Annotated in this window: 19 protein-coding genes; 10 read left to right on the top strand and 9 right to left on the bottom strand. The window is 58.7% G+C overall.

The features are described 5' to 3' along the window. Positions 1-39 precede the first annotated feature (39 nt). The 5 genes from ACA048_RS24335 to norR all read right to left on the bottom strand — a co-directional run bounded on the left by ACA048_RS24335 (position 40) and on the right by norR (position 4,386). On the bottom strand, positions 40-789 hold the full coding sequence (locus ACA048_RS24335) for a YkgJ family cysteine cluster protein (RefSeq protein ID WP_497626633.1): 750 nt from the start codon (positions 787-789) through the stop codon (positions 40-42). 84 nt (positions 790-873) lie between these two features. Continuing rightward, positions 874-1,200, bottom strand: a complete 327-nt coding sequence (locus ACA048_RS24330) for a hypothetical protein (RefSeq protein ID WP_497626632.1) — start codon at positions 1,198-1,200, stop codon at positions 874-876. A gap of 120 nt (positions 1,201-1,320) precedes the next feature. Further along, the gene (locus ACA048_RS24325) at positions 1,321-1,779 is read right to left on the bottom strand and encodes a GNAT family N-acetyltransferase (RefSeq protein WP_497626631.1); all 459 of its coding nucleotides are present in this window, start codon (positions 1,777-1,779) and stop codon (positions 1,321-1,323) included. Between the two features lie 27 nt (positions 1,780-1,806). Continuing rightward, complete coding sequence (locus ACA048_RS24320; protein ID WP_497626630.1) at positions 1,807-2,709, bottom strand: chemotaxis protein CheV; 903 nt, start codon at positions 2,707-2,709, stop codon at positions 1,807-1,809. 126 nt (positions 2,710-2,835) lie between these two features. After that, on the bottom strand, positions 2,836-4,386 hold the full coding sequence (gene norR / locus ACA048_RS24315; RefSeq protein WP_497626629.1) for a nitric oxide reductase transcriptional regulator NorR: 1,551 nt from the start codon (positions 4,384-4,386) through the stop codon (positions 2,836-2,838). Positions 4,387-4,534: 148 nt separating this feature from the next. Between norR and hmpA the strand changes: the two genes are divergently transcribed. From hmpA to cyoE, 7 genes are all read left to right on the top strand, one after another. After that, positions 4,535-5,716 carry an NO-inducible flavohemoprotein gene (gene hmpA, locus ACA048_RS24310; RefSeq protein ID WP_497626628.1) on the top strand — a complete coding sequence of 394 codons (1,182 nt, stop codon included), beginning with the start codon at positions 4,535-4,537 and terminating at the stop codon, positions 5,714-5,716. A 287-nt stretch (positions 5,717-6,003) separates the two neighbouring features. After that, positions 6,004-6,513 (top strand): disulfide bond formation protein B, encoded by a 510-nt coding sequence (locus ACA048_RS24305; protein ID WP_497626627.1) that lies wholly within the window; start codon positions 6,004-6,006, stop codon positions 6,511-6,513. Between the two features lie 829 nt (positions 6,514-7,342). Beyond that, positions 7,343-8,287, top strand: coding sequence for a ubiquinol oxidase subunit II (cyoA, locus tag ACA048_RS24300; RefSeq protein WP_452628092.1), 945 nt, complete (start codon positions 7,343-7,345; stop codon positions 8,285-8,287). A gap of 3 nt (positions 8,288-8,290) precedes the next feature. Next, positions 8,291-10,321: a cytochrome o ubiquinol oxidase subunit I gene (gene cyoB, locus ACA048_RS24295; protein WP_452628091.1), complete on the top strand. Its 2,031-nt coding sequence runs from the start codon at positions 8,291-8,293 to the stop codon at positions 10,319-10,321. 3 nt (positions 10,322-10,324) lie between these two features. Then, a complete protein-coding gene (locus ACA048_RS24290; RefSeq protein ID WP_223518646.1) occupies positions 10,325-10,951 on the top strand; it encodes a cytochrome o ubiquinol oxidase subunit III in 627 nt (208 codons plus the stop codon). Beyond that, complete coding sequence (cyoD, locus tag ACA048_RS24285; protein WP_497626626.1) at positions 10,951-11,289, top strand: cytochrome o ubiquinol oxidase subunit IV; 339 nt, start codon at positions 10,951-10,953, stop codon at positions 11,287-11,289. Before ACA048_RS24290 ends, cyoD begins: the two co-directional genes overlap by 1 nt. Positions 11,290-11,300: 11 nt before the next feature. Beyond that, on the top strand, positions 11,301-12,188 hold the full coding sequence (gene cyoE, locus ACA048_RS24280) for a heme o synthase (RefSeq protein ID WP_477794725.1): 888 nt from the start codon (positions 11,301-11,303) through the stop codon (positions 12,186-12,188). Between the two features lie 197 nt (positions 12,189-12,385). Here the strand turns inward: cyoE and ACA048_RS24275 are convergent, their stop codons facing one another. Next, positions 12,386-13,795, bottom strand: coding sequence for an aminotransferase-like domain-containing protein (locus ACA048_RS24275; protein WP_497626625.1), 1,410 nt, complete (start codon positions 13,793-13,795; stop codon positions 12,386-12,388). A 121-nt stretch (positions 13,796-13,916) separates the two neighbouring features. On the opposite strand from ACA048_RS24275, the gene ACA048_RS24270 reads away from it, so the two are divergent. Next, a complete protein-coding gene (locus tag ACA048_RS24270; RefSeq protein WP_497626624.1) occupies positions 13,917-14,411 on the top strand; it encodes a RidA family protein in 495 nt (164 codons plus the stop codon). Between the two features lie 55 nt (positions 14,412-14,466). Here ACA048_RS24270 and ACA048_RS24265 read toward each other — a convergent pair whose 3' ends face one another. The 3 genes from ACA048_RS24265 to ACA048_RS24255 all read right to left on the bottom strand — a co-directional run bounded on the left by ACA048_RS24265 (position 14,467) and on the right by ACA048_RS24255 (position 17,569). Further along, on the bottom strand, positions 14,467-15,171 hold the full coding sequence (locus ACA048_RS24265) for a hypothetical protein (protein ID WP_497626623.1): 705 nt from the start codon (positions 15,169-15,171) through the stop codon (positions 14,467-14,469). Between the two features lie 167 nt (positions 15,172-15,338). After that, complete coding sequence (locus tag ACA048_RS24260) at positions 15,339-16,856, bottom strand: sensor histidine kinase (RefSeq protein WP_497626622.1); 1,518 nt, start codon at positions 16,854-16,856, stop codon at positions 15,339-15,341. After that, the gene (locus ACA048_RS24255; protein WP_497626621.1) at positions 16,853-17,569 is read right to left on the bottom strand and encodes a response regulator transcription factor; all 717 of its coding nucleotides are present in this window, start codon (positions 17,567-17,569) and stop codon (positions 16,853-16,855) included. Before ACA048_RS24255 ends, ACA048_RS24260 begins: the two co-directional genes overlap by 4 nt. Before the next feature lie 152 nt (positions 17,570-17,721). Here ACA048_RS24255 and msrB point away from each other — a divergent pair, with 152 nt between their 5' ends. Together msrB and ACA048_RS24245 are read left to right on the top strand one after the other, a co-directional pair. Then, positions 17,722-18,240 (top strand): peptide-methionine (R)-S-oxide reductase MsrB, encoded by a 519-nt coding sequence (gene msrB, locus ACA048_RS24250; RefSeq protein WP_497626620.1) that lies wholly within the window; start codon positions 17,722-17,724, stop codon positions 18,238-18,240. Positions 18,241-18,283: 43 nt separating this feature from the next. Then, positions 18,284-20,047 carry a cytochrome c biogenesis protein DipZ gene (locus tag ACA048_RS24245; protein ID WP_497626619.1) on the top strand — a complete coding sequence of 588 codons (1,764 nt, stop codon included), beginning with the start codon at positions 18,284-18,286 and terminating at the stop codon, positions 20,045-20,047. Positions 20,048-20,059 lie beyond the last annotated feature (12 nt).

The following is a 20,059-nucleotide window of genomic DNA, read 5'->3' as shown; positions in this document are numbered from 1 at the left end:
GCTCGCGAAGGGGCCATTCAGGGCAATACACCTTATGGATCAAGCCGCCCGCAACGAAATAAACGCATAGTTCACCGGCGCATCAGTCGCCACTTGCGCCCCCGCAGCCTGTACTTGGCCGGCGATGTCATCCCCCGACACATGAAACAACCAGTCACTTTCCGATGCCGCCAGCGGTTGCGTTGACACTTGGTCGATGACCGTGGCAAACGCCGTCATGTCAGGCAGATAAGCGGTAAACCCATCTCCCTTCAGCGCTGTCGTCCGAATCCCCAGCAACGCGCAAATCGCATCCTTGGTCTGAACGTCATCGCGATCCGCCTGACGAGAACGCTGGATCAATCCCGCCAGTTCCTGATCCACTAACTCGCCGCCGATGATCAAGTCCGGGCCTTGTTCCCATGACTCGGGCGGGCAGTCCTTGTTCGTCGTGTTCAGCATGATGTGCGGGTTGATTTCCGCCGGGTAGATGCGGCACACCAACGGTCGGCGTTCGTAAATGCGGCACAGGTTGTCTTCGTCAAGATTCCGGCAGGGACCGACGTTATAGGCGGCAAAGGTGATCGCCACATACGCCTCGGACGTGCCGCTTCGAACCACTACCGAACGGCGTTCGGCGTGTTCGCGTTGCTGCACGGGCAGGCCCAGGCCGTTACCCAAAAAGCCCTCGACCAGCACGATCACTTGACCGCCATCGGCCGCCCACATCCGGGCTTCCGCCAGGGTCAGGGGGACATGATGGTCATTGCAGCATTTGCCGCAACCTACGCAGGAAAACGTTGTATTCATTGGTCGATCGGTCGCAGGTGAAAGGCATGAAGCGGCGCCAGATTGTCACCGCACAAACCGGTATCGAAGCAAGTTATGCGCCACTCACTGGGCCTTGGCGGTAGAGCGGATGGAGTCCCACTCGGTCACGTAGGCGGTTTTTGTCTGCTTGTTGTAGAGGCACAGCTCTGTGCCTTGCTGGCCTTTCATGTGTTTTTGCGGGTATTGGCCTTGCAACAGGAGGGCGGTGTAGCCGACCCGATCATCGAACTGCGCAGCGTTGCCGACCGGTTTGGCATTTTTCAGACCGCTTGCCTTGGTGCAGCTGGCGAGCACTGCTTTGTCGTAGGTCGCCCAAGCGTCAGGGCTGGAGGCTTTGGCCTGGGAGGCGAGGGCGGTGAGGCAGAGGAAGGTCAGGGTTGCGGCTTTCATGGTTCAGGGATCCGTTGGGCTTTTATGGGCCGAGTATGCCTGAGGGTTTGATGTTGGGTGTTCGGGCCTCTTCGCGGGCAAGTCGAATCGTCGCACCGCCGCTCCCACAGGGGGCTTGTTTCAGGCTGGAACCGGCTCCCGGCGGACGACATACATCCCGGCACGTTCATACAGCCGCTGCGCCCGAAGGTTGTCTTCCAATACCTTCAAATCGACAAAGCCTTCCCGGCGTTGCTGAAATACGCTGAACGCCTGTAGCAGCAATGCGCGGCCAAGCCCGAGGCATTGCGCCCGCGGATGCACCACCAGGTTTTTGATGTAGGCGCTGGTCCAGCACTGGCACACACCGACGATCCCGTTGGCATCCAGCGCAATGAAACACAGGGTGGGATCGTATTCGGGGTCGGTTTCAAACCGCTGTTGCCACACCTCCAGCGCCGGCACGCGGCCGCCACCGTCCTGAAACCCTTGTTCCATCAAACGATGAATAGCTTCTGCCGATTCAGGGCGGTACTGGGTGAGGACAATCCCTTGAGGCCACGTGATCTCTGGCACAGCCTCAGCGAGGTTGCGCCGCATCAAAAAACAAAAGCCCTCGGCCATCTCTCAATGACCTTGTTCAGCGACGGCCTTGGCCGCCTCGATCAGGCATTTGGTCAGCTCTGGCGAAGAGAATTTGGTCAGTACCGCGTTAGCCCCGGCCAAGCGCGCTTTCTCGCTGTTCATCGTGCTGTCCAGGGACGTGTGCAGCAGCACATACAGGTGCGAGAAGTCTGGCGTTTCGCGCAAGGTGCGGGTGAAGGCGTAACCATCCATCTCTGACATTTCGATGTCCGAGACGATCAGATTGATCTGTTGGGCCGTGCCTTGCAGGTCGAGCAGACAGTCGATCGCTTCCTTGGCGCTGCGCGCGGTGTAGCATTGCAGGCCGAGGTTGCGCAGGGTGTGCACGGATTGTTGCAAGGCGACCTGGCTGTCATCAACCACCAGAATGCGTGCGCTGCCCAAGATTTCGGCGTCTTCCATGCTCAGTTCGGTCGGGGCGGTTTCGATCTGTGCCGGTGCGATGCCGTGGATGACTTTTTCGATGTCCAGCACCTGCACCAGCGTGCCGTCGACCGAGGTCACGCCGGTGATGTACGAGCGCACGCCGCCGGAACCGAAGGGTGGCGGGCGAATGTCGGAGGTCAGGCAGTGAACGATCTTGCTCACGGCTTGAACATGCAGGCCCTGCTTTGAGCGACTGACGTCGGTGACGATCAGGCAGCCCCCGTTCGGGTCTTCCAGTGGGCGCTCGCCGATGGCACGGCTCAGGTCGATCACCGACAACGACGCGCCACGCAGGGTGGCGATACCTTTGACGTTGGGATGCGACTCCGGCAGCCTGGTCAGCGGCGGGCAGGGGATGATTTCGCTGACTTTCAGCAGGTTGATCGCCATCAGCTTGCCGCTGCGCAAGGTAAACAGCAGAAGCGAAAGTGAGTCTGCGCGGGCTTTGGTGGAAGACATAAAAACCTTCTGTGGAAAAGGTGATGGGTGGTTACGGGAAGGCCCACAACGACCGATATCGGGTTATCGACTCGTAGCGGGCAGGCTTTAGAAATTCGGATGAACCGTTTGCCGACGAAGGGGCCGTCACTTCATCCCCAGCCTTTTGGCCATGCGTCCAAGATTCGCCCGGTCCAAACCCAGCTCACGGGCCGCGCTCGCCCAATTGTTGCGGTGCCGCTCCAGGCAAGCACTGATCAATTGCCGCTGATAGTTCTCGGTGGCTTCACGCAAATCGCCAGACACCAACACCACAGGGCTGTCCACCGCTTGCTCGGTAACTGCCTCGACGTGGCCCGTGGGCAAATCAAGGTCTGCAGCGCTCAGGCTGAGAATCTTCGGTCGGTCCTTGCAGTTGCCCAGCGCTTTGAGTGCACTTCGGCCAATCAAATGCTCCAGCTCCCGCACGTTCCCCGGCCAGTTGTAGGCCATTAATGCGGCCTGTGCGTCGCTGTTCAAGCGCAGGCTGTTGAGGCCCATGCGCGAGCGGTTTTGCTCCAGGAAGAAGCCGCTGAGCAGCAATACATCCCTTCCGCGATCGCGCAGTGCCGGTACCAACAAGGGGTAAACACTCAAACGGTGGTAGAAGTCGGCACGGTAGCGCCCGTTGCGCACTTCTTCGGCCAAGTCTCGGTTAGTCGCCGCGATCAGACGCACGTCCACCTGGTGTTCCTTGTCCGAACCCAAGCGCTGCAATTGCCCGCTTTGCAGGACGCGCAGCAGTTTGGCTTGCACCGTCAGTGACAGTTCACCGACTTCATCGAGAAACAGCGTGCCGCCATTGGCCAGTTCGAACTTGCCGCGACGATCATTCGTCGCGCCGGTGAACGCGCCACGCACATGGCCGAACAACTCGCTCTCGACCAGAGTGTCCGGCAGGGCTGCGCAGTTAAGGCTGATGATCGGTTTGTCGGCCCGCGCAGAGGCGGCATGGATCGCCTGCGCGACCAGTTCCTTGCCGACCCCGGTTTCACCGGTGATCAGCACCGTCAAGTCACTGCCGCCCACCAGATTGATCTCTTCCTCCAGGCGTTTGTGTGCCTTGCTCTGGCCGATCATCTCGCGGTTCTGCTGACCGCTGGCCTGACGGTAAACCTCGGCCCGCTGGTGTTCGTCTTCGGCGCGATTGGCCAGGCGCTCGATGCGTTCGGCGGCGTTGACCGTGGCTGCAGCCAGGCTGGCAAAAGCTTCGAGGGCATCCAGTTCGATGGGCTCGAATTGTTCCGGGTCAAGGGCGTCGAGGGTCAGTAAACCCCAGGGGCGTTCGTCGATAAACAGCGGGCAACCCATGCAGTCGTGGACTTCCAGATGATCGTCGAGGCCATCGACCAGTCCGTCGTAAGGGTCAGGCAGGTCGCTGTCGGCGGCGAAGCGGGTCGGACCGTTGCTGCTGAGCAAGGCCTCGAAGCGCGGGTGTTCGCTGACTTTGAAGCGCCGGCCCAGGGTGTCGGTGCTCAACCCGTCGACTGCCAACGGCACCAGCCATTCGCCATCAAGGCGCAGCAGGGCAGCGGCATCGCAGGGAAGCAGGGCGCGCATGGCTTCGAGCAGGCGTCGATAGCGCTCGCCTTCGGGCAGTTCGCGGGACAGGTCAGCCACCAGAGGCAGCAGGGCGGTGAGCAAGGATTTTGCAGTCATAGTGACTCCATGTAGTCGCCAAGACTATAAATCAGCTCGTGTCGATATGACTACGATGTATTTAAGTTATTGATTTATAACGTTTATAGTTTTGGCATGGAAACTGATAAGTCTAAGGAAATACACATAAAGCTCCGGAGTCGTCCTTATGCTTAGCGTTCAAGACCGTGCCATTGTCAAATCCACCGTGCCACTGCTGGAAAGCGGCGGCGAAGCGCTGATTACGCACTTCTACCGCATGATGCTCTCCGAATACCCCGAAGTCCGCCCGTTATTCAACCAGGCCCACCAGGCCAGCGGTGATCAGCCGCGTGCACTGGCCAACGGTGTCTTGATGTACGCACGGCACATCGACCAGCTCGACCAATTGGGCGACCTGGTGGCCAAGATCATCAACAAGCACGTGGCCCTGCAAATCCTGCCGGAACACTACCCGATTGTCGGCAGTTGCCTGCTGCGCGCCATCGCCGAAGTGCTGGGCGAAGAAATCGCCACCCCTGAGGTTGTTTCGGCCTGGGGTGCCGCATATGGTCAACTCGCCGACATTTTGATCGGTGCCGAAGCCAGCATTTACGACCAGAAAGAACAAACCCCTGGCGGCTGGCGCGGGGCGCGGGAATTCATCGTCGCGGCCAAGGTCGAGGAAAGCGCGGAAATCACCTCGTTCTACTTCGAACCTGCCGACAAAGGTCCGATCCTTGCGGCGGAGCCTGGCCAGTACATCGGCATGAAACTGATCCTCGATGGCGAAGAGATTCGTCGCAACTACTCGCTGTCGGCGCTGGCGAACAAGGGCCACTACCGCATCAGCGTCAAACGTGAGACCGGTGGGCGTGCATCCAACCACTTGCACGATCATCTGCAGGTCGGTTCGAGCATTCAGTTGTTCCCGCCATCGGGCGACTTCACCCTGACGGCCAGCGACAAACCGCTGGTGCTGATCAGTGGCGGCGTCGGCATCACTCCGACGCTGGCAATGCTTGAAGCTGCGCTGGCCACCGAGCGTCCAGTGCACTTTATCCACTGCGCGCGTAACGGCAGTGTGCATGCCTTCCGTGACTGGATCGATGGGTTGGCCGAACGTCATCCGCAACTGAAGCGATTCTATTGCTATGACGAAGATGACGGTGCCAGTGCCGCTGCGCACAAGGTCGGGTTGTTGAGTCAGGAACAATTGGGTGAGTGGCTACCGGAGCAACGTGATCTGGATGCTTACTTCCTGGGGCCTAAGGGGTTCATGGCGGCGATCAAGCGTCACCTCAAGGCGTTGGGGGTTCCGGAGAAGCAGAGCCGGTATGAGTTCTTCGGGCCGGCTTCGGCGTTGGAATAACTGGTTGCGGCGACTCGGGAGACCGAGTCGCCTTTATCGCGAGCAGGCTCACTCCTGCAGGGGGTTTGGGTGTACTCAAAATGTGTGTTCACCCCATTCCTATGTAGGAGTGAGCCTGCTCGCGATGGCCGCACCCCGGTCTCAATTCTTGAATACAGCTCGAAAAGTTAATCCCTTCTTAACCGGCTTATCGTTTATTCCCCCAAATCCATCGGCACGCGCCAGGCTCTCCAACCTCAGAGCCTGCGTGTAGACTGGCGGCAACTGCTATCTAAAAGGGAAACGCGATGAGCGAGGAAACAATGCGATTGGGGCGCGAACGGCGCTATCTGGTGTTGCTGGGCATCATCTGCCTGGCGCTGATCGGCGGCGCGCTGTACATGCAAATTGTGTTGGGCGAGGCTCCGTGCCCGCTGTGCATCCTCCAGCGCTATGCGTTGCTGCTGATCGCGGTGTTTGCCTTCATTGGCGCGGCAACGCGCACCCGTCGCAGCATTACTGTGTTCGAGACGCTGGTGGTCATCTGTGCCATTGCAGGCGTCGCGGTCGCCGGGCACCACGTCTACACCCAGTTCTATCCTGCGGTCAGCTGCGGCATTGATGTGCTGCAACCGATAGTCGATGGTTTGCCGCTGGCGAAGATCTTCCCGCTGGGCTTCCAGGTGGATGGTTTCTGTTCCACGCCGTACCCGCCGATTCTCGGTCTGTCGCTGGCGCAATGGGCGCTGGTGTCGTTCGTGCTGATCGTGATTCTGGTGCCGTTACTGACTTCACGTAACCGTAAAACGTTGCGCTGAGGCGGTTCGCCGCACCGCTGCGTCATCCATAAAAACGCCCCGGCCCTCGTTGAGAGGGCTGGGGCGTTTTGCATTTCAGAGGTCAGGTAAAAAGACCGTGATGCACGGCAATCAGGGGTGCGACACGTGTGCGACACGTTGTCACAGCGTGAGTGTCGCAAGGCATTTCAAGAGGATTAATTGACGCAGGACAAGACAACAAAATTGGACTGTTTCGGTGGTTCATCATGTCACCCTGAAAATGATGAAGCAGGCAGTTTTAACAGGGGCTGGCGAATCGCCAGAGCCCTTGTCGCATAGGGGGTTGCGCAATGATGGCGCCGGGGGTGGGGGCCTTGAAGCTGTCTGAACTGCGCAAGGTAGACCTATTGATTTTGGTGTTTTTGTTGAGAATCAATTTCGATAACATGCCGCGTTTTTGCGAAATACGTTAATGATTGTTGCTGGAATGGATAGAAATTATTTCGAGATGAGACATGGTTTATGAATCGTTACATATCTACAATCGCCCGCACTGAAATCCCGGCACTGCTCGCCCTTGCTCAGGTGCATGAGCAGAAAGCAGGGCGTCGAGGGGCTTGAACGCTTCATGCGACTCCCTGGTGTCGGGGCCTTCCAACTTTCCGCACCAAATGGAATTGGTCTGTAACAAGGCCTTTGACCACGAAATCGAATAAGAACTTACCGCTGGCCCAGGATTTGTCGAGCAGCGTCTGACGCGCGACGGGCAGCCCTTATTCAATCCAAGAAAAATGCCAACCCTTGGCAGGGTGAAGTGTTGGCGATCAAAACCCAACTGCATTGCGCAAGCTGCTTTAGAGGTCGTGAGATGAGTAAAAACAGGTACCCCAGACTACTAGGCTTATTGCCGCTGCTCGGCACACTGTTGCTGGGAGGCTGCAACATGACCTTGCTCGATCCCAAGGGCCAGGTTGGCCTGGACGAGCGAAACCTGATCATCACCGCAACGCTGCTGATGCTTCTTGTCGTGGTACCGGTCATCGTCATGACCTTCCTGTTCGCCTGGAAATATCGCGCCTCTAACACTGACGCCGTCTACACGCCTAAGTGGTCGCACTCCACCAAGATTGAAATCGCGGTGTGGGCGATTCCAGTGCTGATCATCATTGCCCTGGGTTATGTCACCTACAAGTCGACCCACGCGCTGGACCCATACAAGCCACTGGAATCCGACGTCAAGCCGGTCACCATTCAAGTGGTGTCGATGGACTGGAAGTGGCTGTTCATCTATCCCGAGCAAGGGATCGCCACGGTCAACAAGATCGTATTCCCGGCCAACACGCCGATTAACTTCCAGATCACCTCCGACACCGTGATGAACTCGTTCTTCATTCCGGGTCTGGGCGGCCAGATCTACGCGATGGCGGGCATGCAGACCAAACTGCACCTGATCGCCAACCAGAACGCTGAATTCGACGGGATCTCCGCCAACTACAGCGGCGCGGGTTTCACCGGCATGAAGTTCAAAGCAATCGCCACGTCTCAGGCGGACTTCGATGCCTGGGTCAGTGATGTCAAGAAGGCACCTAAACAGCTTGAAAAAGCTGAATACGAAGCCCTTTCCAAGCCAAGCCAGAACAATCCAGTAGAGCTCTACTCCTCGTTCACGCCGAACCTGTTCCAGACCATCGTCGACAAGTACGAAGGCATGAAAGCGGGTCCGAAAGTGGATCACGAGAAGAAAGAGAAAGAAGTGGCCCAGATGGAAGGGATGGACATGAGTTCGCATTCAGCTGCCGGGGCAGAGGAGTAAACGATGTTTGGTAAATTAAGTTGGGAAGCGGTCCCGTTCCACGAACCGATCGTGATGGTGACCATCGCCATGATCGCGCTCGGCGGTCTGGGCGTGTTCGGTGCAATCACCTATTTCAAGAAGTGGACCTACCTGTGGTCCGAGTGGCTGACCTCGGTCGACCACAAGAAAATCGGCGTGATGTACATCATCGTCGCCATGGTCATGCTGCTGCGTGGTTTTGCCGACGCCATCATGATGCGTACCCAGTTGGCCATGGCCACCGAAGGTTCGCCTGGCTACCTGCCGCCTGAACACTATGACCAGATCTTCACCGCTCACGGCGTGATCATGATCATCTTCATGGCGATGCCATTCTTCACCGGCCTGATGAACCTTGCAGTGCCGCTGCAGATCGGCGCGCGTGACGTGGCCTACCCGTTCCTGAACTCCCTGAGCTTCTGGCTGCTGATGTCTGGCGTGGTGCTGGTCAACGTGTCCCTGGGTGTCGGCGAATTCGCCCGTACCGGTTGGGTTGCGTATCCACCACTGTCGGAACTGGGCTACAGCCCTGGCGTGGGTGTGGACTACTACATCTGGGCGCTACAGCTATCCGGGCTGGGTACGACGCTGACCGGGGTCAACTTCCTGGCCACCGTGCTGAAAATGCGTACCCCGGGCATGAAACTGATGGACATGCCGATCTTCACCTGGACCTGCACCTGGGCCAACGTTCTGATCGTCGCTTCCTTCCCGATCCTGACCGCTACCCTGGCTTTGCTGACGCTTGACCGTTACATGGATTTCCACATTTTCACCAATGAACTTGGTGGCAATCCGATGATGTACGTCAACCTGTTCTGGGCCTGGGGTCACCCCGAGGTTTACATCCTGATTCTGCCGGCGTTCGGGATCTTCTCCGAAGTCATCTCGGCCTTCTCCGGCAAGAAGCTGTTCGGTCACCACTCGATGATCTACGCCTCGGGCGCGATCTCGATCCTGGGCTTCATGGTCTGGCTGCACCACTTCTTCACCATGGGTTCGGGTGCCAACGTCAACGCCTTCTTCGGTCTGGCGACGATGCTGATTTCGATTCCGACGGGGGTGAAGCTGTTCAACTGGCTGTTCACCATTTACCAGGGCCGTTTGCGCATCACCAGCCATGTTCTGTGGACCCTGGGCTTCATGGTGACCTTCGCCATCGGCGGCATGACCGGCGTACTGCTGGCCATCCCGGGTGCTGACTTCGTTCTGCACAACAGCCTGTTCGTGATCGCTCACTTCCACAACGTGATCATCGGCGGCGCCGTATTCGGCTACATCGCCGGCTTCGCCTTCTACTTCCCTAAAGCGTTCGGCTTCAAGCTGCACGAAGGTTGGGGCAAGGCAGCGTTCTGGTGCTGGATCACCGGCTTCTTCGTCGCGTTCATGCCGCTCTATGTTCTGGGCTTCATGGGCATGACCCGTCGTCTGAATGCCACCACCAACCCTGAGTGGGTTCCGTACCTGTACGTTGCAATGTTCGGTGCGGTCATGATCGCCTGCGGTATCGCCTGCCAGCTGATCCAGCTCTACGTCAGTGTGCGTGACCGTAACAAACCGGAAAACATGTGCGAAGCCGGCGACCCGTGGAATGCCCACACGCTGGAATGGTCGACCTCGTCGCCACCACCGTTCTACAACTTTGCCGTACTGCCAAAAGCCGACTGCATCGACCCGTTCACCGAAGCCAAGGAAAACGGTACTGCGTACCAGGCTCCGGCCAGGTACGAGCCGATCCACATGCCAAACAACACCGCGACCGGCCTGGTCATGGGTGCTCTGTTGACCGTGTTCGGTTTCGCGATGATCTGGCACATCTGGTGGATGGCCATCTTCGGCCTCGCTGGTACCGTGATCTACTTCGTGATCCACGCTGCTCGTGATGACCAGGGCTATATGGTGCCGGTCGACGTGATCGAGCGCACCGAAGCCGAGCAGCGCAAACGTCTGGTAGCAGCCGGGAAAATCCCAGCCACCGCCACCCGTGTTGAAACCTCGTTGGAACAGGCTTAAACCATGTCGAACTTAGTGACCAATGCTGGACACACCCATGTCGATGGACATGGGCACGATGACCATCACCACGACTCGGGCGAGATGACCGTATTCGGTTTCTGGCTCTACCTGATGACCGACTGCATTTTGTTTGCGTCGATCTTCGCGGTGTACGCGGTACTGGTTAACAACGTAGCGGGTGGCCCGTCGGGCCACGACATCTTCGAGCTGCCATACGTGCTGGGCGAAACGGCCCTGCTGCTGTTCAGTTCGATCACCTACGGCTTCGCCATGCTGGCGTTGTTCAAAGGCAAGAAGACTCAAGTGCTGGGCTGGCTGGCGATGACCTTCCTGTTCGGTGCCGGCTTCATCGGCATGGAGATCAACGAGTTCCACATGCTGATCTCCGAAGGCTACGGGCCTAACCGCAGCGGCTTCCTGTCCGGGTTCTTCACCCTGGTCGGCACCCACGGTCTGCACGTGACCAGCGGTCTGATCTGGATGGCGATCATGATGTATCAGGTGCAGAAAAACGGCCTGACGGCGACCAACAAGACCCGTCTGAGCTGCCTGAGCCTGTTCTGGCACTTCCTGGACGTGGTGTGGATCTGCGTATTCACCGTTGTTTACCTGATGGGGACCCTGTAATGGCTAATGCAGCTCACTCACACGATGGTCATGACGCCAGCCACGGCAGCGTCAAGTCCTACGCCATCGGCTTCATCCTGTCGGTGATCCTGACGATCATTCCTTTTGGCCTGGTGATGTACCCGTCGCTGCCAAAAGCCATGACCCTGTGGATCGTACTGGCCTTCGCAGTGATCCAGGTGCTCGTGCACCTGGTGTACTTCCTCCACCTGGACCGCTCCGCTGCCCAGCGTAACAACGTGATCGCGTTTGTCTTCGCTGCTTTGGTGATCGTTCTGTTGGTTGGCTTGTCGCTGTGGATCATGTTCAGCATCCACACCGTCATGATGGCGCACTGAGGAAAGTCCGGATGTCCTTTAAGCACTTTATCCAAATCACCAAACCGGGGATCATTTTCGGTAACGTGCTTTCTGTGGCGGGCGGATTTTTCCTGGCCTCGAAAGGGCATGTCGATCTGGCCATATTCCTGGCCGCGATGATCGGCACTTCCCTGGTGGTGGCTTCCGGTTGTGTGTTCAACAACTGCATCGACCGCGACATCGACCTGAAGATGGAACGCACCAAGAACCGGGTGCTGGTCCAGGGCTTGATCTCCCTGAAACTGGCCCTGGCCTTTGCGACCGTCCTGGGTGTTGCCGGCGTTGCGTTGTTGTACAAGGTGGCAAACCCGCTGGCCGCGCTGTTCGCGGTGATCGGTTTCGTCATCTACGTCGGCTTCTACAGCCTGTACCTCAAGCGCAAGTCGGTTCACGGCACGCTCGTGGGCAGTCTGTCGGGCGCCATGCCGCCGGTGATTGGCTACGTCGCTGTGACCAACAGCTTCGACATGGCCGCACTGACGTTGCTGGTGATGTTCAGCCTGTGGCAGATGCCGCATTCCTACGCCATTGCGATTTTCCGCTTCAACGATTACCTGGCCGCATCGATTCCGGTGCTGCCAGTGAAGCGCGGCATCGAAGTGGCCAAGAAGCACATCCTGCTCTACATCCTGGCGTTCCTCGTGGCGACCTTGATGCTGACCTTCAGCGGTTACGTTGGCATGAGCTACCTCGCTGTCGCCGCGGCCATGGGCATGTACTGGTTGTACATGGCCTGGACCGGTTACAAGGCAGTGGATGATACGGTCTGGGCACGCAAGCTGTTCGTGTTCTCGATCTTCACCATTACCGCGTTGAGCGTGATGATGTCCCTGGACTTCAAAGTGCCGACCGAGCTGCTGCTGACGTACGCGCCATAAGCGTCGGATGCTGTAAACAAAAGCCCCGCCTTCGAGAGAAGCGCGGGGCTTTTTGTTGGGGGCTTTCTGGTGGACCGTGTTGCCCCCTTCGCGAGCAAGCCCGCTCCCACACTCGACCGCGTTCCTCCAAATGGAATGCGGTCAAATGTAGGAGCAAGCTTGCTCGCGAAGGCAGCACCTCGGTCTTTCAGAAAAGCTCAGCTATCAAGGAGTCGGAAAAACCGCTCTCGCACCTGCGGATCATCACTGTGCGCGACATTGAAGCGCAGAAAGCTATTGGCGTCGGCAGCTTTGCTCAACATGGTACCTGGCGTTAGCACCAGGTCATTTTTGAGGCCTTTGTTGGCGAGGGTTTCGGCATGCAGCCCGTTGGGCAAACGGGTCCAGATGAACAACCCTTCACCCGGCACCGAGGACACCGAGCATCCCGCCTCCACCAGCCAGCGCGCCACGCGACTGCTTGATTCATACAAGCGATCTACCGTGCGCCGGATGTGTTTGGCGTAGCTGCCGTTGCTGAGCATCGTGCAGATGATCTGCTCCGCCAATTCAGAGGTCACGCCGCCGATGCTCATCTTAAGGGCAATCATTCGGGCGGCCATTTGTGGTGATAACACGGCGTAGCTGACCCGGCTGTTGGCCGTCAGGGTCTTGGAGAAACCGGACACGTAGCTGACGGTGTCCAGCCCGCTCGCGGCCAGGCGAGGGGTGCGTCTTTGCTGGAGGTCGCCGTACAGATCGTCTTCAACAATGTGCAAGCCGTATCGGTGACTCAACTCCAGCAGGCGATAAACTTGCGCCGCGGAAAACGAGTGCCCGGTCGGGTTATGCAGGGTGCTGTTGGTCATGTAGAGCACGGGGCGATGGGCGATCAGCAATTGCTCGAAAGCCTCCAGGTCCAGACCATTGCAATCGCGGGGTAGGGTGATGATCCTGGCACCGTGCAACGCCAGGTTGGTGTGCAGGTTGAAGTAGCACGGATCGTCGAGCAGCACCGTATCGCCAGGTTTTATCAACAGGCGCATCAACTGGTCGATGGCCTGCATGGTGTTAGCGGTGGTGATGATTTGTTCCACCGGCACTTCGATGCCGAAGCTCGACAACTTCACCCGCAACGCCTCACGCAGCGGCCGGTAACCACCGACCTCACCGTATTCACCCATGCGCAATGACGTCGCGCGAAGGGTGCTGCGCACCGCTTTGAGCAGTTCTTCGGCGGGCAGCCATGAGCTGGGCAGAAATCCACAGCCGGGACGCAGCGCGCCGTTGTCCAGCAGCACTGCACGGCGGACTCGGCTGAGGGTGTCTTGTGGTTGCAGATCCGGGCCAGCAGCGGCTGAAGTTTGCGGGCTCGCTCGGTGGACGTAATGCCCTGAGCCCTGGCGTGAGACCACCAGCCCCTTGGCCCGCAGTCGGTCGAGAGCGTCGACCACGGTGGATTTACCGACGTTCATCAATTCAGAGAGTTCGCGAATCGGCGGCAACTTGGCCCCGTGCGGCAGGCCGCCCTGGCTGATTGCCTCGGACAGCTGATCGACAATCTGCTGCACCAACGGTGCTCCCGGCTGGAACTCGATGGCGGCGATCACGGCGCGCTGAGCCTGCATTTTACTGGTCTCCCTGGCAGTAAACTTCGCTGGATTCTATACGAACTTGCCCTGATCAGGAGAAGCGTCTGTCTCTACCATCAAAAGCGCGTTTGCATGATGGATCAAGAGGGCTCAGTAGATGATTAAGCAACTAACCCGCGACGAACGTTTCCTCGCGATGGCGAAAGAACTCGGCTTCGATATCTATGACCAGAACGCAGCCGGCGGGCATTACGCGCCACTGCTTCGGCATGACGATGAGTTGTATGTCAGTGGCCTGGTGCCGCGCATGAACGGCAAAATCCAGTACCCCGGCCGAGTGGGGCTGGAACTCAATCTGGCCGACGCTCAAGAGGCCGCGAGCATCAGCGCCATACGCGGTCTGGCGCTGATCCGCGATGCCGTCGATTCTCTGGAAAACGTCAAGGCAGTGCTTCGTATCACCGTGTATGTGAAATCCACCTTCGACTTTGTCGATCTCAGTGAGGTGGCCAACGGTGCGTCGGATATCTTCACCCACGTGTTGGGCGACGCCGGCAAACATTCCCGGACGACGGTGGGTGTTTATCAGTTGCCGAAAAACGCACCGGTAGAAGTGGACTTGATCGTGGCTCTGAATCCCTCGACGCTCTAAATTTGCAGGCAATAAAAAACCCCGCTGCAAGGGCGGGGCTTTCGGGTGAAACGTGCTACTGCGCGGCGATGCTGTAGCCGTCGAACGCGGTTTGCTGCTGCAGAGCGGTGATGATGTTCTTGCGGTTGACCGCTTGTTCGACGCCTGCGTTATCCAGGAACGTCTCGCTTTCCAGCTCCGCTTCATCGCCTTCGCCGACGAAGGTAAAGCCGAGGAATTCCAGTGCTTTGCGATCAACGTTCAGGTTCGAACGCGGGGTGCGCAGTGGCAAGGTGACGCTCATGCCGTCCTTGCTGATGGTGAACACTTCAAGATCTTTCTTGGCGCGAGCCGCTTTGCTTTTGCCGCTGCTCGGGTTGCTGATGGCTTGATGCGTCTGGTTCAGTACTTTCAGCGCCAGGCCGTAGACGACTTCCTGAAACGCCGGGTCATCCTTGAAGCTGGAGAGAATCCGGCCAATCGAGAATTTGCTGCTCAGGTCTTCCAGAGCGGCAATGTCGGCCGCTTCCGCGTCCTTGAGTTGCTTGAGTTCACCCATCAGTTCATAGGCTTTATCGTCGTCGAAGCTGTCATGAGCCTGGCGAATCGCGGCGCGCAGCTCGCGGATCTGGTCGCTTTCCCGGGTGGATTGAAAAGCGTCCAGGACCATCTCGCTGATGATCTTGGCCTGAGGCACATGCTGTGAAAGATTGATGGAGTTTTCGTATTCCGCTTTGGACGACAAGGTGACTACGGATTCAGCGGTGTTGGAATCGGACATTGAAATTTCACTACTTCTTTTAACTTGAATTGAGGCGAGAAAGCACGGGGCCTTTTCAGGTCGCCTAATCTATTGGACCGCGGCAGCGTTGTCACGGATGAACAGGCGGTTGGTCATGATTTTTGCGTGAGGGCATTTGTGGGCATTGCCGGAACCTGTGCTGCGGGCTATTTCCCCATCGTATTCAGATTCATCGAGTGAGGCGCCCATTGTTCCGCCGTTTGCTGATCCACCGGCAAGGAGAAGCGAAAGGTCGCACCGCGCCCGGGCAGATCGATCAGCTGGATCTCCCGACCGTGCAATTGCAGGATCCGATGCACGATACGCAACCCCAACCCGCCATCACGCCGAGCACCGCCAATGTTGAAGGGGCGCAGGAACAGACCTTCGCGCAACGGCGCAGCGATGCCTGGGCCGGTATCGCTGACAGTGACTTCGATAAACGGTCCTTGGGGCCGCAGGCTCAGTTCGATTTCTCCACCTTGAGGGGTATCGCGCAAGGCATTGTCGAACAGGTTGGTCAACACCCGCTCGATCAATCCCAGGTCGGCGCAGGCCGTGGAAACGTTGGGGGCGAAGGTGGCCTTCAGCTCAATCTGGCGCGCTTCGGCGGTCAATTCGAATTTCTGAAAAATATCCTGCACCAGATCGGTCAGGGAGAAGCGCTCCAGCACCGGTTGTACGAAACCGTGTTCCAGCCTGACCAGTTCCAACAGCGATTGCGCCAGCCCACCCACCTTGCGGCTTTGATCCAGGGCGATGCCCAGATAGCGACGTCGATCGGCAGGGGATAGCGTGGCGTCCTTGAGCGACAGGGTTTCCAGGTACCCGTGCAGCGAGGCCAAGGGCGTTCGCAGGTCGTGGGAAATGTTCGCCACGAGCTCGCGGCGCTCCTGGTCCTGACGCGTCAGCGAGCGCCACTGTTCATTGAGGCGGGTTTGCATCTGCCGGAAGGCGGCGTCCAGCACGGCAATTTCATCGTGGCTGGCGGCTTTTTCTACCGGTTCCGAGGCCGGCAGTGTGGAGGGCATGCCATCGATGTCGAACTGGCTGACCCTTTCGGTCAAACGCCGCAACGGTCGGGTAATCAGGGCAAAGGCCGTGAGGCCTGCGATCAGGCACAACAACGCCACCAGACCGATGGACATCAGGGCAGTATTGAGTGCGGCGCTGGTGGCACCTTGTTCGGCGAAGCGGTCGTGTTCTTCGCTGAGCAGTACCACATAGAGATAGCCGACCGGTTGACCGTTGACCCGCAATGGCGCGGCGCTGAACACTTTGCGGCCATCGATGCTGCGCGGGTCATCGCCGAGAATCGGCAGGGCATCGCCTTTGAGTAAGTGCTGGATCGGTCCCAGATCGATCCGCTCCCGACGTATCCGGCCTTCCGGTGCGGCACTTCCGACAATCTTGCCCTCGGTGTCCAGCAGATAGACCTCAACGCTGGGATTGACCTGCATGAGTTTGCTGAACAATTCACGAATGGCATTGGGCATCAGGCCGCTGCTGTCCATCAGCACCGTGTCATGGGCGATGTGTTGCGCCAGATCGCGCGACAGCCCCTGGACCACTTCCAGTTCATGCATCCGGTTGGAGCGCACTTGCATCCATGCCGATGTGCCGCAGCACACCAGCAACAGAATGGCGAACACCAGCGACAGGCGTTGTGTCAGGGTCAGCCTCATGGCTGCTCCTCCTTGACGGCGAATTTGTAGCCACGGCCCCACACCGTGAGGATGCGCACGGGTTGCGCCGGATCAGCTTCGATCTTGGCCCGCAGACGGTTGATGTGAGTATTCACCGTGTGTTCGTAACCTTCATGGCTGTAACCCCAGACCGCGTTGAGCAAATCCATGCGCGAGAACACCTTGCCGGGTTGGCGGGCGAAGAAGTACAGCAGGTCAAACTCCCGTGGCGTGAGGTCCAGGCGTCGGCCGTCGAGAGCGACATCGCGGGTGATCGGGTCGATGGACAATCCGTCCGTCATCAGGCTGCCCGAGTCCATCTTCAGGTTGCGGGCCATGGCGTCGACCCGGCGCAGCAGGGCTTTGACCCGAGCGACCAGTTCCAGCATCGAAAAGGGCTTGGCGAGGTAATCGTCGGCGCCGAGCTCCAGCCCCAGGATCCGGTGCACTTCGCTGGAGCGCGCACTGGTGATGATGATCGGGGTGTAGCGGGCCATCGCCCGGGCACGGCGGCAGATTTCCAGGCCGTCGACACCGGGCAGCATCAGGTCGAGGATCAAGGCGTCCCAGCTTCCTTGCTGCAACAGGCGCATGCCTTCATCACCGTCGGCGCAGTGCACCACCTCGAACTGCTCATCGCGAAGATGCAGGCAGATAAGGTCGGCGATGTGCAGGTCGTCCTCGACCACCAGGACGCGTTTGGTCTGTTCCATAAAGCTCAATCCTTTGTAGCGCAATGGGCACATTGTGCGGGTTTTCCTCAGTCCGAGTTATCACGAATTGTTTAACTGCTCGTGAGGATTTGGCGATCAACCCAAGCCTAGGCTGTGTTCCATATCAGGCATCTGGAATTTTGGAGAAGGCCATGTTTTCACGGCGACAGTTTCTTGTAGCGGGCGGCGGGCTGGGCGCTGCAGCACTGGTGATCGGTGTGTTGCCAAAATTTGCCGCCAGTACCGCACTGGTCAGTGAGGCCCGCGCGGCAGAGGTGTTCGAGGTGACCCACAGCGACAGCGAATGGCACGCCATGCTCAGCGACGAACAGTACGAAATCCTGCGTGAAGAGGGCACCGAGCGGGCCTACAGCAGCCCGTTGAACAATGAACATCGCGAGGGCGTTTTCGCCTGCGCCGGGTGTGATTTGCCGCTGTTCTCATCCGACACCAAGTTTGACAGCCGCACCGGCTGGCCCAGCTTCTGGGCCCCCCTGGACAAAGCGGTGGCCACTCGTCAGGACCGCTCCTTTGGTGTGCTGCGTGAAGAAGTCCACTGCCGGCGATGTGGCGGTCATCTGGGCCATGTCTTCGACGACGGGCCCAAACCCACCGGTCTGCGTTACTGCATGAACGGTCTGGCGCTGAAGTTCGAGCCACAGGCGGCTTGACCCTTGGGCATTTCCTTTCACTCACTTGATGCAGGTCGACGCTATGTGGCTTTTGGTTCTCGCTTATCTCGGTGGGGTGCTGACGATTGTCAGCCCCTGCATTCTGCCGGTGCTGCCCTTTGTCTTCGCTCGAACCGGGCAGCCGTTTATGAAGAGTGGCTTGCCGCTGTTGGCGGGAATGGCGTTGACCTTCGCCCTGGTCGCCACGTTGGCGGCGGTGGGCGGCGGTTGGGTGGTGCAAGTCAATCAGTACGGTCGCTGGCTCGCGTTGCTGTTCGTTGCTCTGTTCGGGCTGACGCTGTTGCTGCCTCGACTGGCCGAACGTCTGACGCGGCCACTGGTGGCAGCAGGCAGCCGATTGTCGGAAGTCGCGGGCGCCGATACCCGGCCGCGTCCCGGCGCTTCGTTCCTGATCGGCGTCGCCACGGGCCTGCTCTGGGCACCTTGCGCCGGGCCGATTCTTGGCCTGTTGCTGACAGGGGCGGCGCTGCAAGGGGCAAGCATCGAAACCACGTTGTTGCTGCTGGCTTACGCGGCAGGTGCCGCCACTTCGCTCGCCGTGGCGTTGCTGCTTGGCGGTAAAGTGTTCGCAGCAATGAAGCGTTCAATCGGTGCTGGGGAATGGCTACGGCGCGGCCTGGGAGCGGCAATGCTGGCGGGTGTCGCGGCGATTGCCTTGGGGTTGGATACGGGAATTCTGGCACGGGTTTCGACCGCGTCCACCGGCGGGATCGAGCAAGCCTTGGTAGGCCGTTTGGCCGGCAAGTCTGCGAATAACAGCGGGGCGATGATGGCCGCGGGTGGCGCGATAAAAGCGAGTGCCAGGGCAGCGGGCGCCTTGCCGATTGAAGGCAACCTCCCACCGCTGGATGGCGCGGTGCAATGGCTCAATTCGCCACCTCTTACCGCTCAAGCCTTGAAGGGCAAAGTCGTGCTGGTGGATTTCTGGACTTACTCCTGCATCAACTGCCTGCGCTCCTTGCCGTATGTGAAGGCCTGGGCCGAAAAGTATCGCGATCAGGGATTGGTGGTGATTGGTGTGCATGCACCGGAATTCGCCTTCGAACGGGATGTCGGCAATGTCACCAAAGCCATGAAAGACCTGGGCATCAACTACCCTGTGGCCATCGATAACGACTACAAAATCTGGCGTGCCTTCAACAACGAATACTGGCCGGCCCATTATTTTGCGGACGTACAGGGGCGCATTCGTTATCACCACTTTGGTGAAGGCGAGTACGCCGAGTCGGAAAGGGTCATTCAACAATTGCTGCGTGAAGCGGGAGCGGTGAAGGTCGCGGACGGTCTGATTACTGCGGATGCGACAGGGGTTCAACTCGCGCCGGATATGAACGAAGTGCAATCACCGGAAACCTATGTCGGTTTCCAGCGTGCCGAGCATTTCGTCCCCGAAACAAGTCTCGTGCCTGACAAAGTGACCGCGTACACCTCACCCGCCGAACTGGCCCTCAACGATTGGAGCCTGGACGGAAAATGGAATGTCGGTTCAGAGCGTGCGACTTCCAGCGCGCCAGACAGTCGCATTGTTTATCGCTTCCATGCTCGCGATCTGCACTTGGTGCTGGGTCCTGGTGCCGACGGTAAACCGGTGCGATTCAAAGTGCTCATCGACGGCAAAGCCCCTGGTGACGCCCACGGCACCGATGTGTCGCCCGATGGCAGCGGCAGTGTGAAAGAACAACGTTTGTATCAGTTGATACACCAGAGCGGCAGCGTGACGGATCGGACATTCAGCATCGAGTTTCTCGATCCGGGTGTGTCGGCATATGCGTTTACGTTCGGTTGAAATCATTCCATT

The organism is Pseudomonas sp. LBUM1659 (assembly GCF_059716045.1).
Note: the sequence above shows the minus strand (reverse complement) of the source record. Positions and strands in the feature narration are given on the sequence as shown.

Coding starts and splice junctions, on each gene's coding strand:
- cyoE (WP_477794725.1), top strand. CDS start 11,301: ATGTCCTTTAAGCACTTTATCCAAATCACCAAACCGGGGATCATTTTC.
- ACA048_RS24260 (WP_497626622.1), bottom strand. CDS start 16,856: ATGAGGCTGACCCTGACACAACGCCTGTCGCTGGTGTTCGCCATTCTG.
- cyoD (WP_497626626.1), top strand. CDS start 10,951: ATGGCTAATGCAGCTCACTCACACGATGGTCATGACGCCAGCCACGGC.
- ACA048_RS24305 (WP_497626627.1), top strand. CDS start 6,004: ATGAGCGAGGAAACAATGCGATTGGGGCGCGAACGGCGCTATCTGGTG.
- ACA048_RS24270 (WP_497626624.1), top strand. CDS start 13,917: ATGATTAAGCAACTAACCCGCGACGAACGTTTCCTCGCGATGGCGAAA.
- ACA048_RS24335 (WP_497626633.1), bottom strand. CDS start 789: ATGAATACAACGTTTTCCTGCGTAGGTTGCGGCAAATGCTGCAATGAC.
- ACA048_RS24330 (WP_497626632.1), bottom strand. CDS start 1,200: ATGAAAGCCGCAACCCTGACCTTCCTCTGCCTCACCGCCCTCGCCTCC.
- ACA048_RS24245 (WP_497626619.1), top strand. CDS start 18,284: ATGTGGCTTTTGGTTCTCGCTTATCTCGGTGGGGTGCTGACGATTGTC.
- ACA048_RS24255 (WP_497626621.1), bottom strand. CDS start 17,569: ATGGAACAGACCAAACGCGTCCTGGTGGTCGAGGACGACCTGCACATC.
- norR (WP_497626629.1), bottom strand. CDS start 4,386: ATGACTGCAAAATCCTTGCTCACCGCCCTGCTGCCTCTGGTGGCTGAC.
- ACA048_RS24320 (WP_497626630.1), bottom strand. CDS start 2,709: ATGTCTTCCACCAAAGCCCGCGCAGACTCACTTTCGCTTCTGCTGTTT.
- cyoB (WP_452628091.1), top strand. CDS start 8,291: ATGTTTGGTAAATTAAGTTGGGAAGCGGTCCCGTTCCACGAACCGATC.
- ACA048_RS24265 (WP_497626623.1), bottom strand. CDS start 15,171: ATGTCCGATTCCAACACCGCTGAATCCGTAGTCACCTTGTCGTCCAAA.
- hmpA (WP_497626628.1), top strand. CDS start 4,535: ATGCTTAGCGTTCAAGACCGTGCCATTGTCAAATCCACCGTGCCACTG.
- ACA048_RS24325 (WP_497626631.1), bottom strand. CDS start 1,779: ATGCGGCGCAACCTCGCTGAGGCTGTGCCAGAGATCACGTGGCCTCAA.
- ACA048_RS24290 (WP_223518646.1), top strand. CDS start 10,325: ATGTCGAACTTAGTGACCAATGCTGGACACACCCATGTCGATGGACAT.
- msrB (WP_497626620.1), top strand. CDS start 17,722: ATGTTTTCACGGCGACAGTTTCTTGTAGCGGGCGGCGGGCTGGGCGCT.
- ACA048_RS24275 (WP_497626625.1), bottom strand. CDS start 13,795: ATGCAGGCTCAGCGCGCCGTGATCGCCGCCATCGAGTTCCAGCCGGGA.
- cyoA (WP_452628092.1), top strand. CDS start 7,343: ATGAGTAAAAACAGGTACCCCAGACTACTAGGCTTATTGCCGCTGCTC.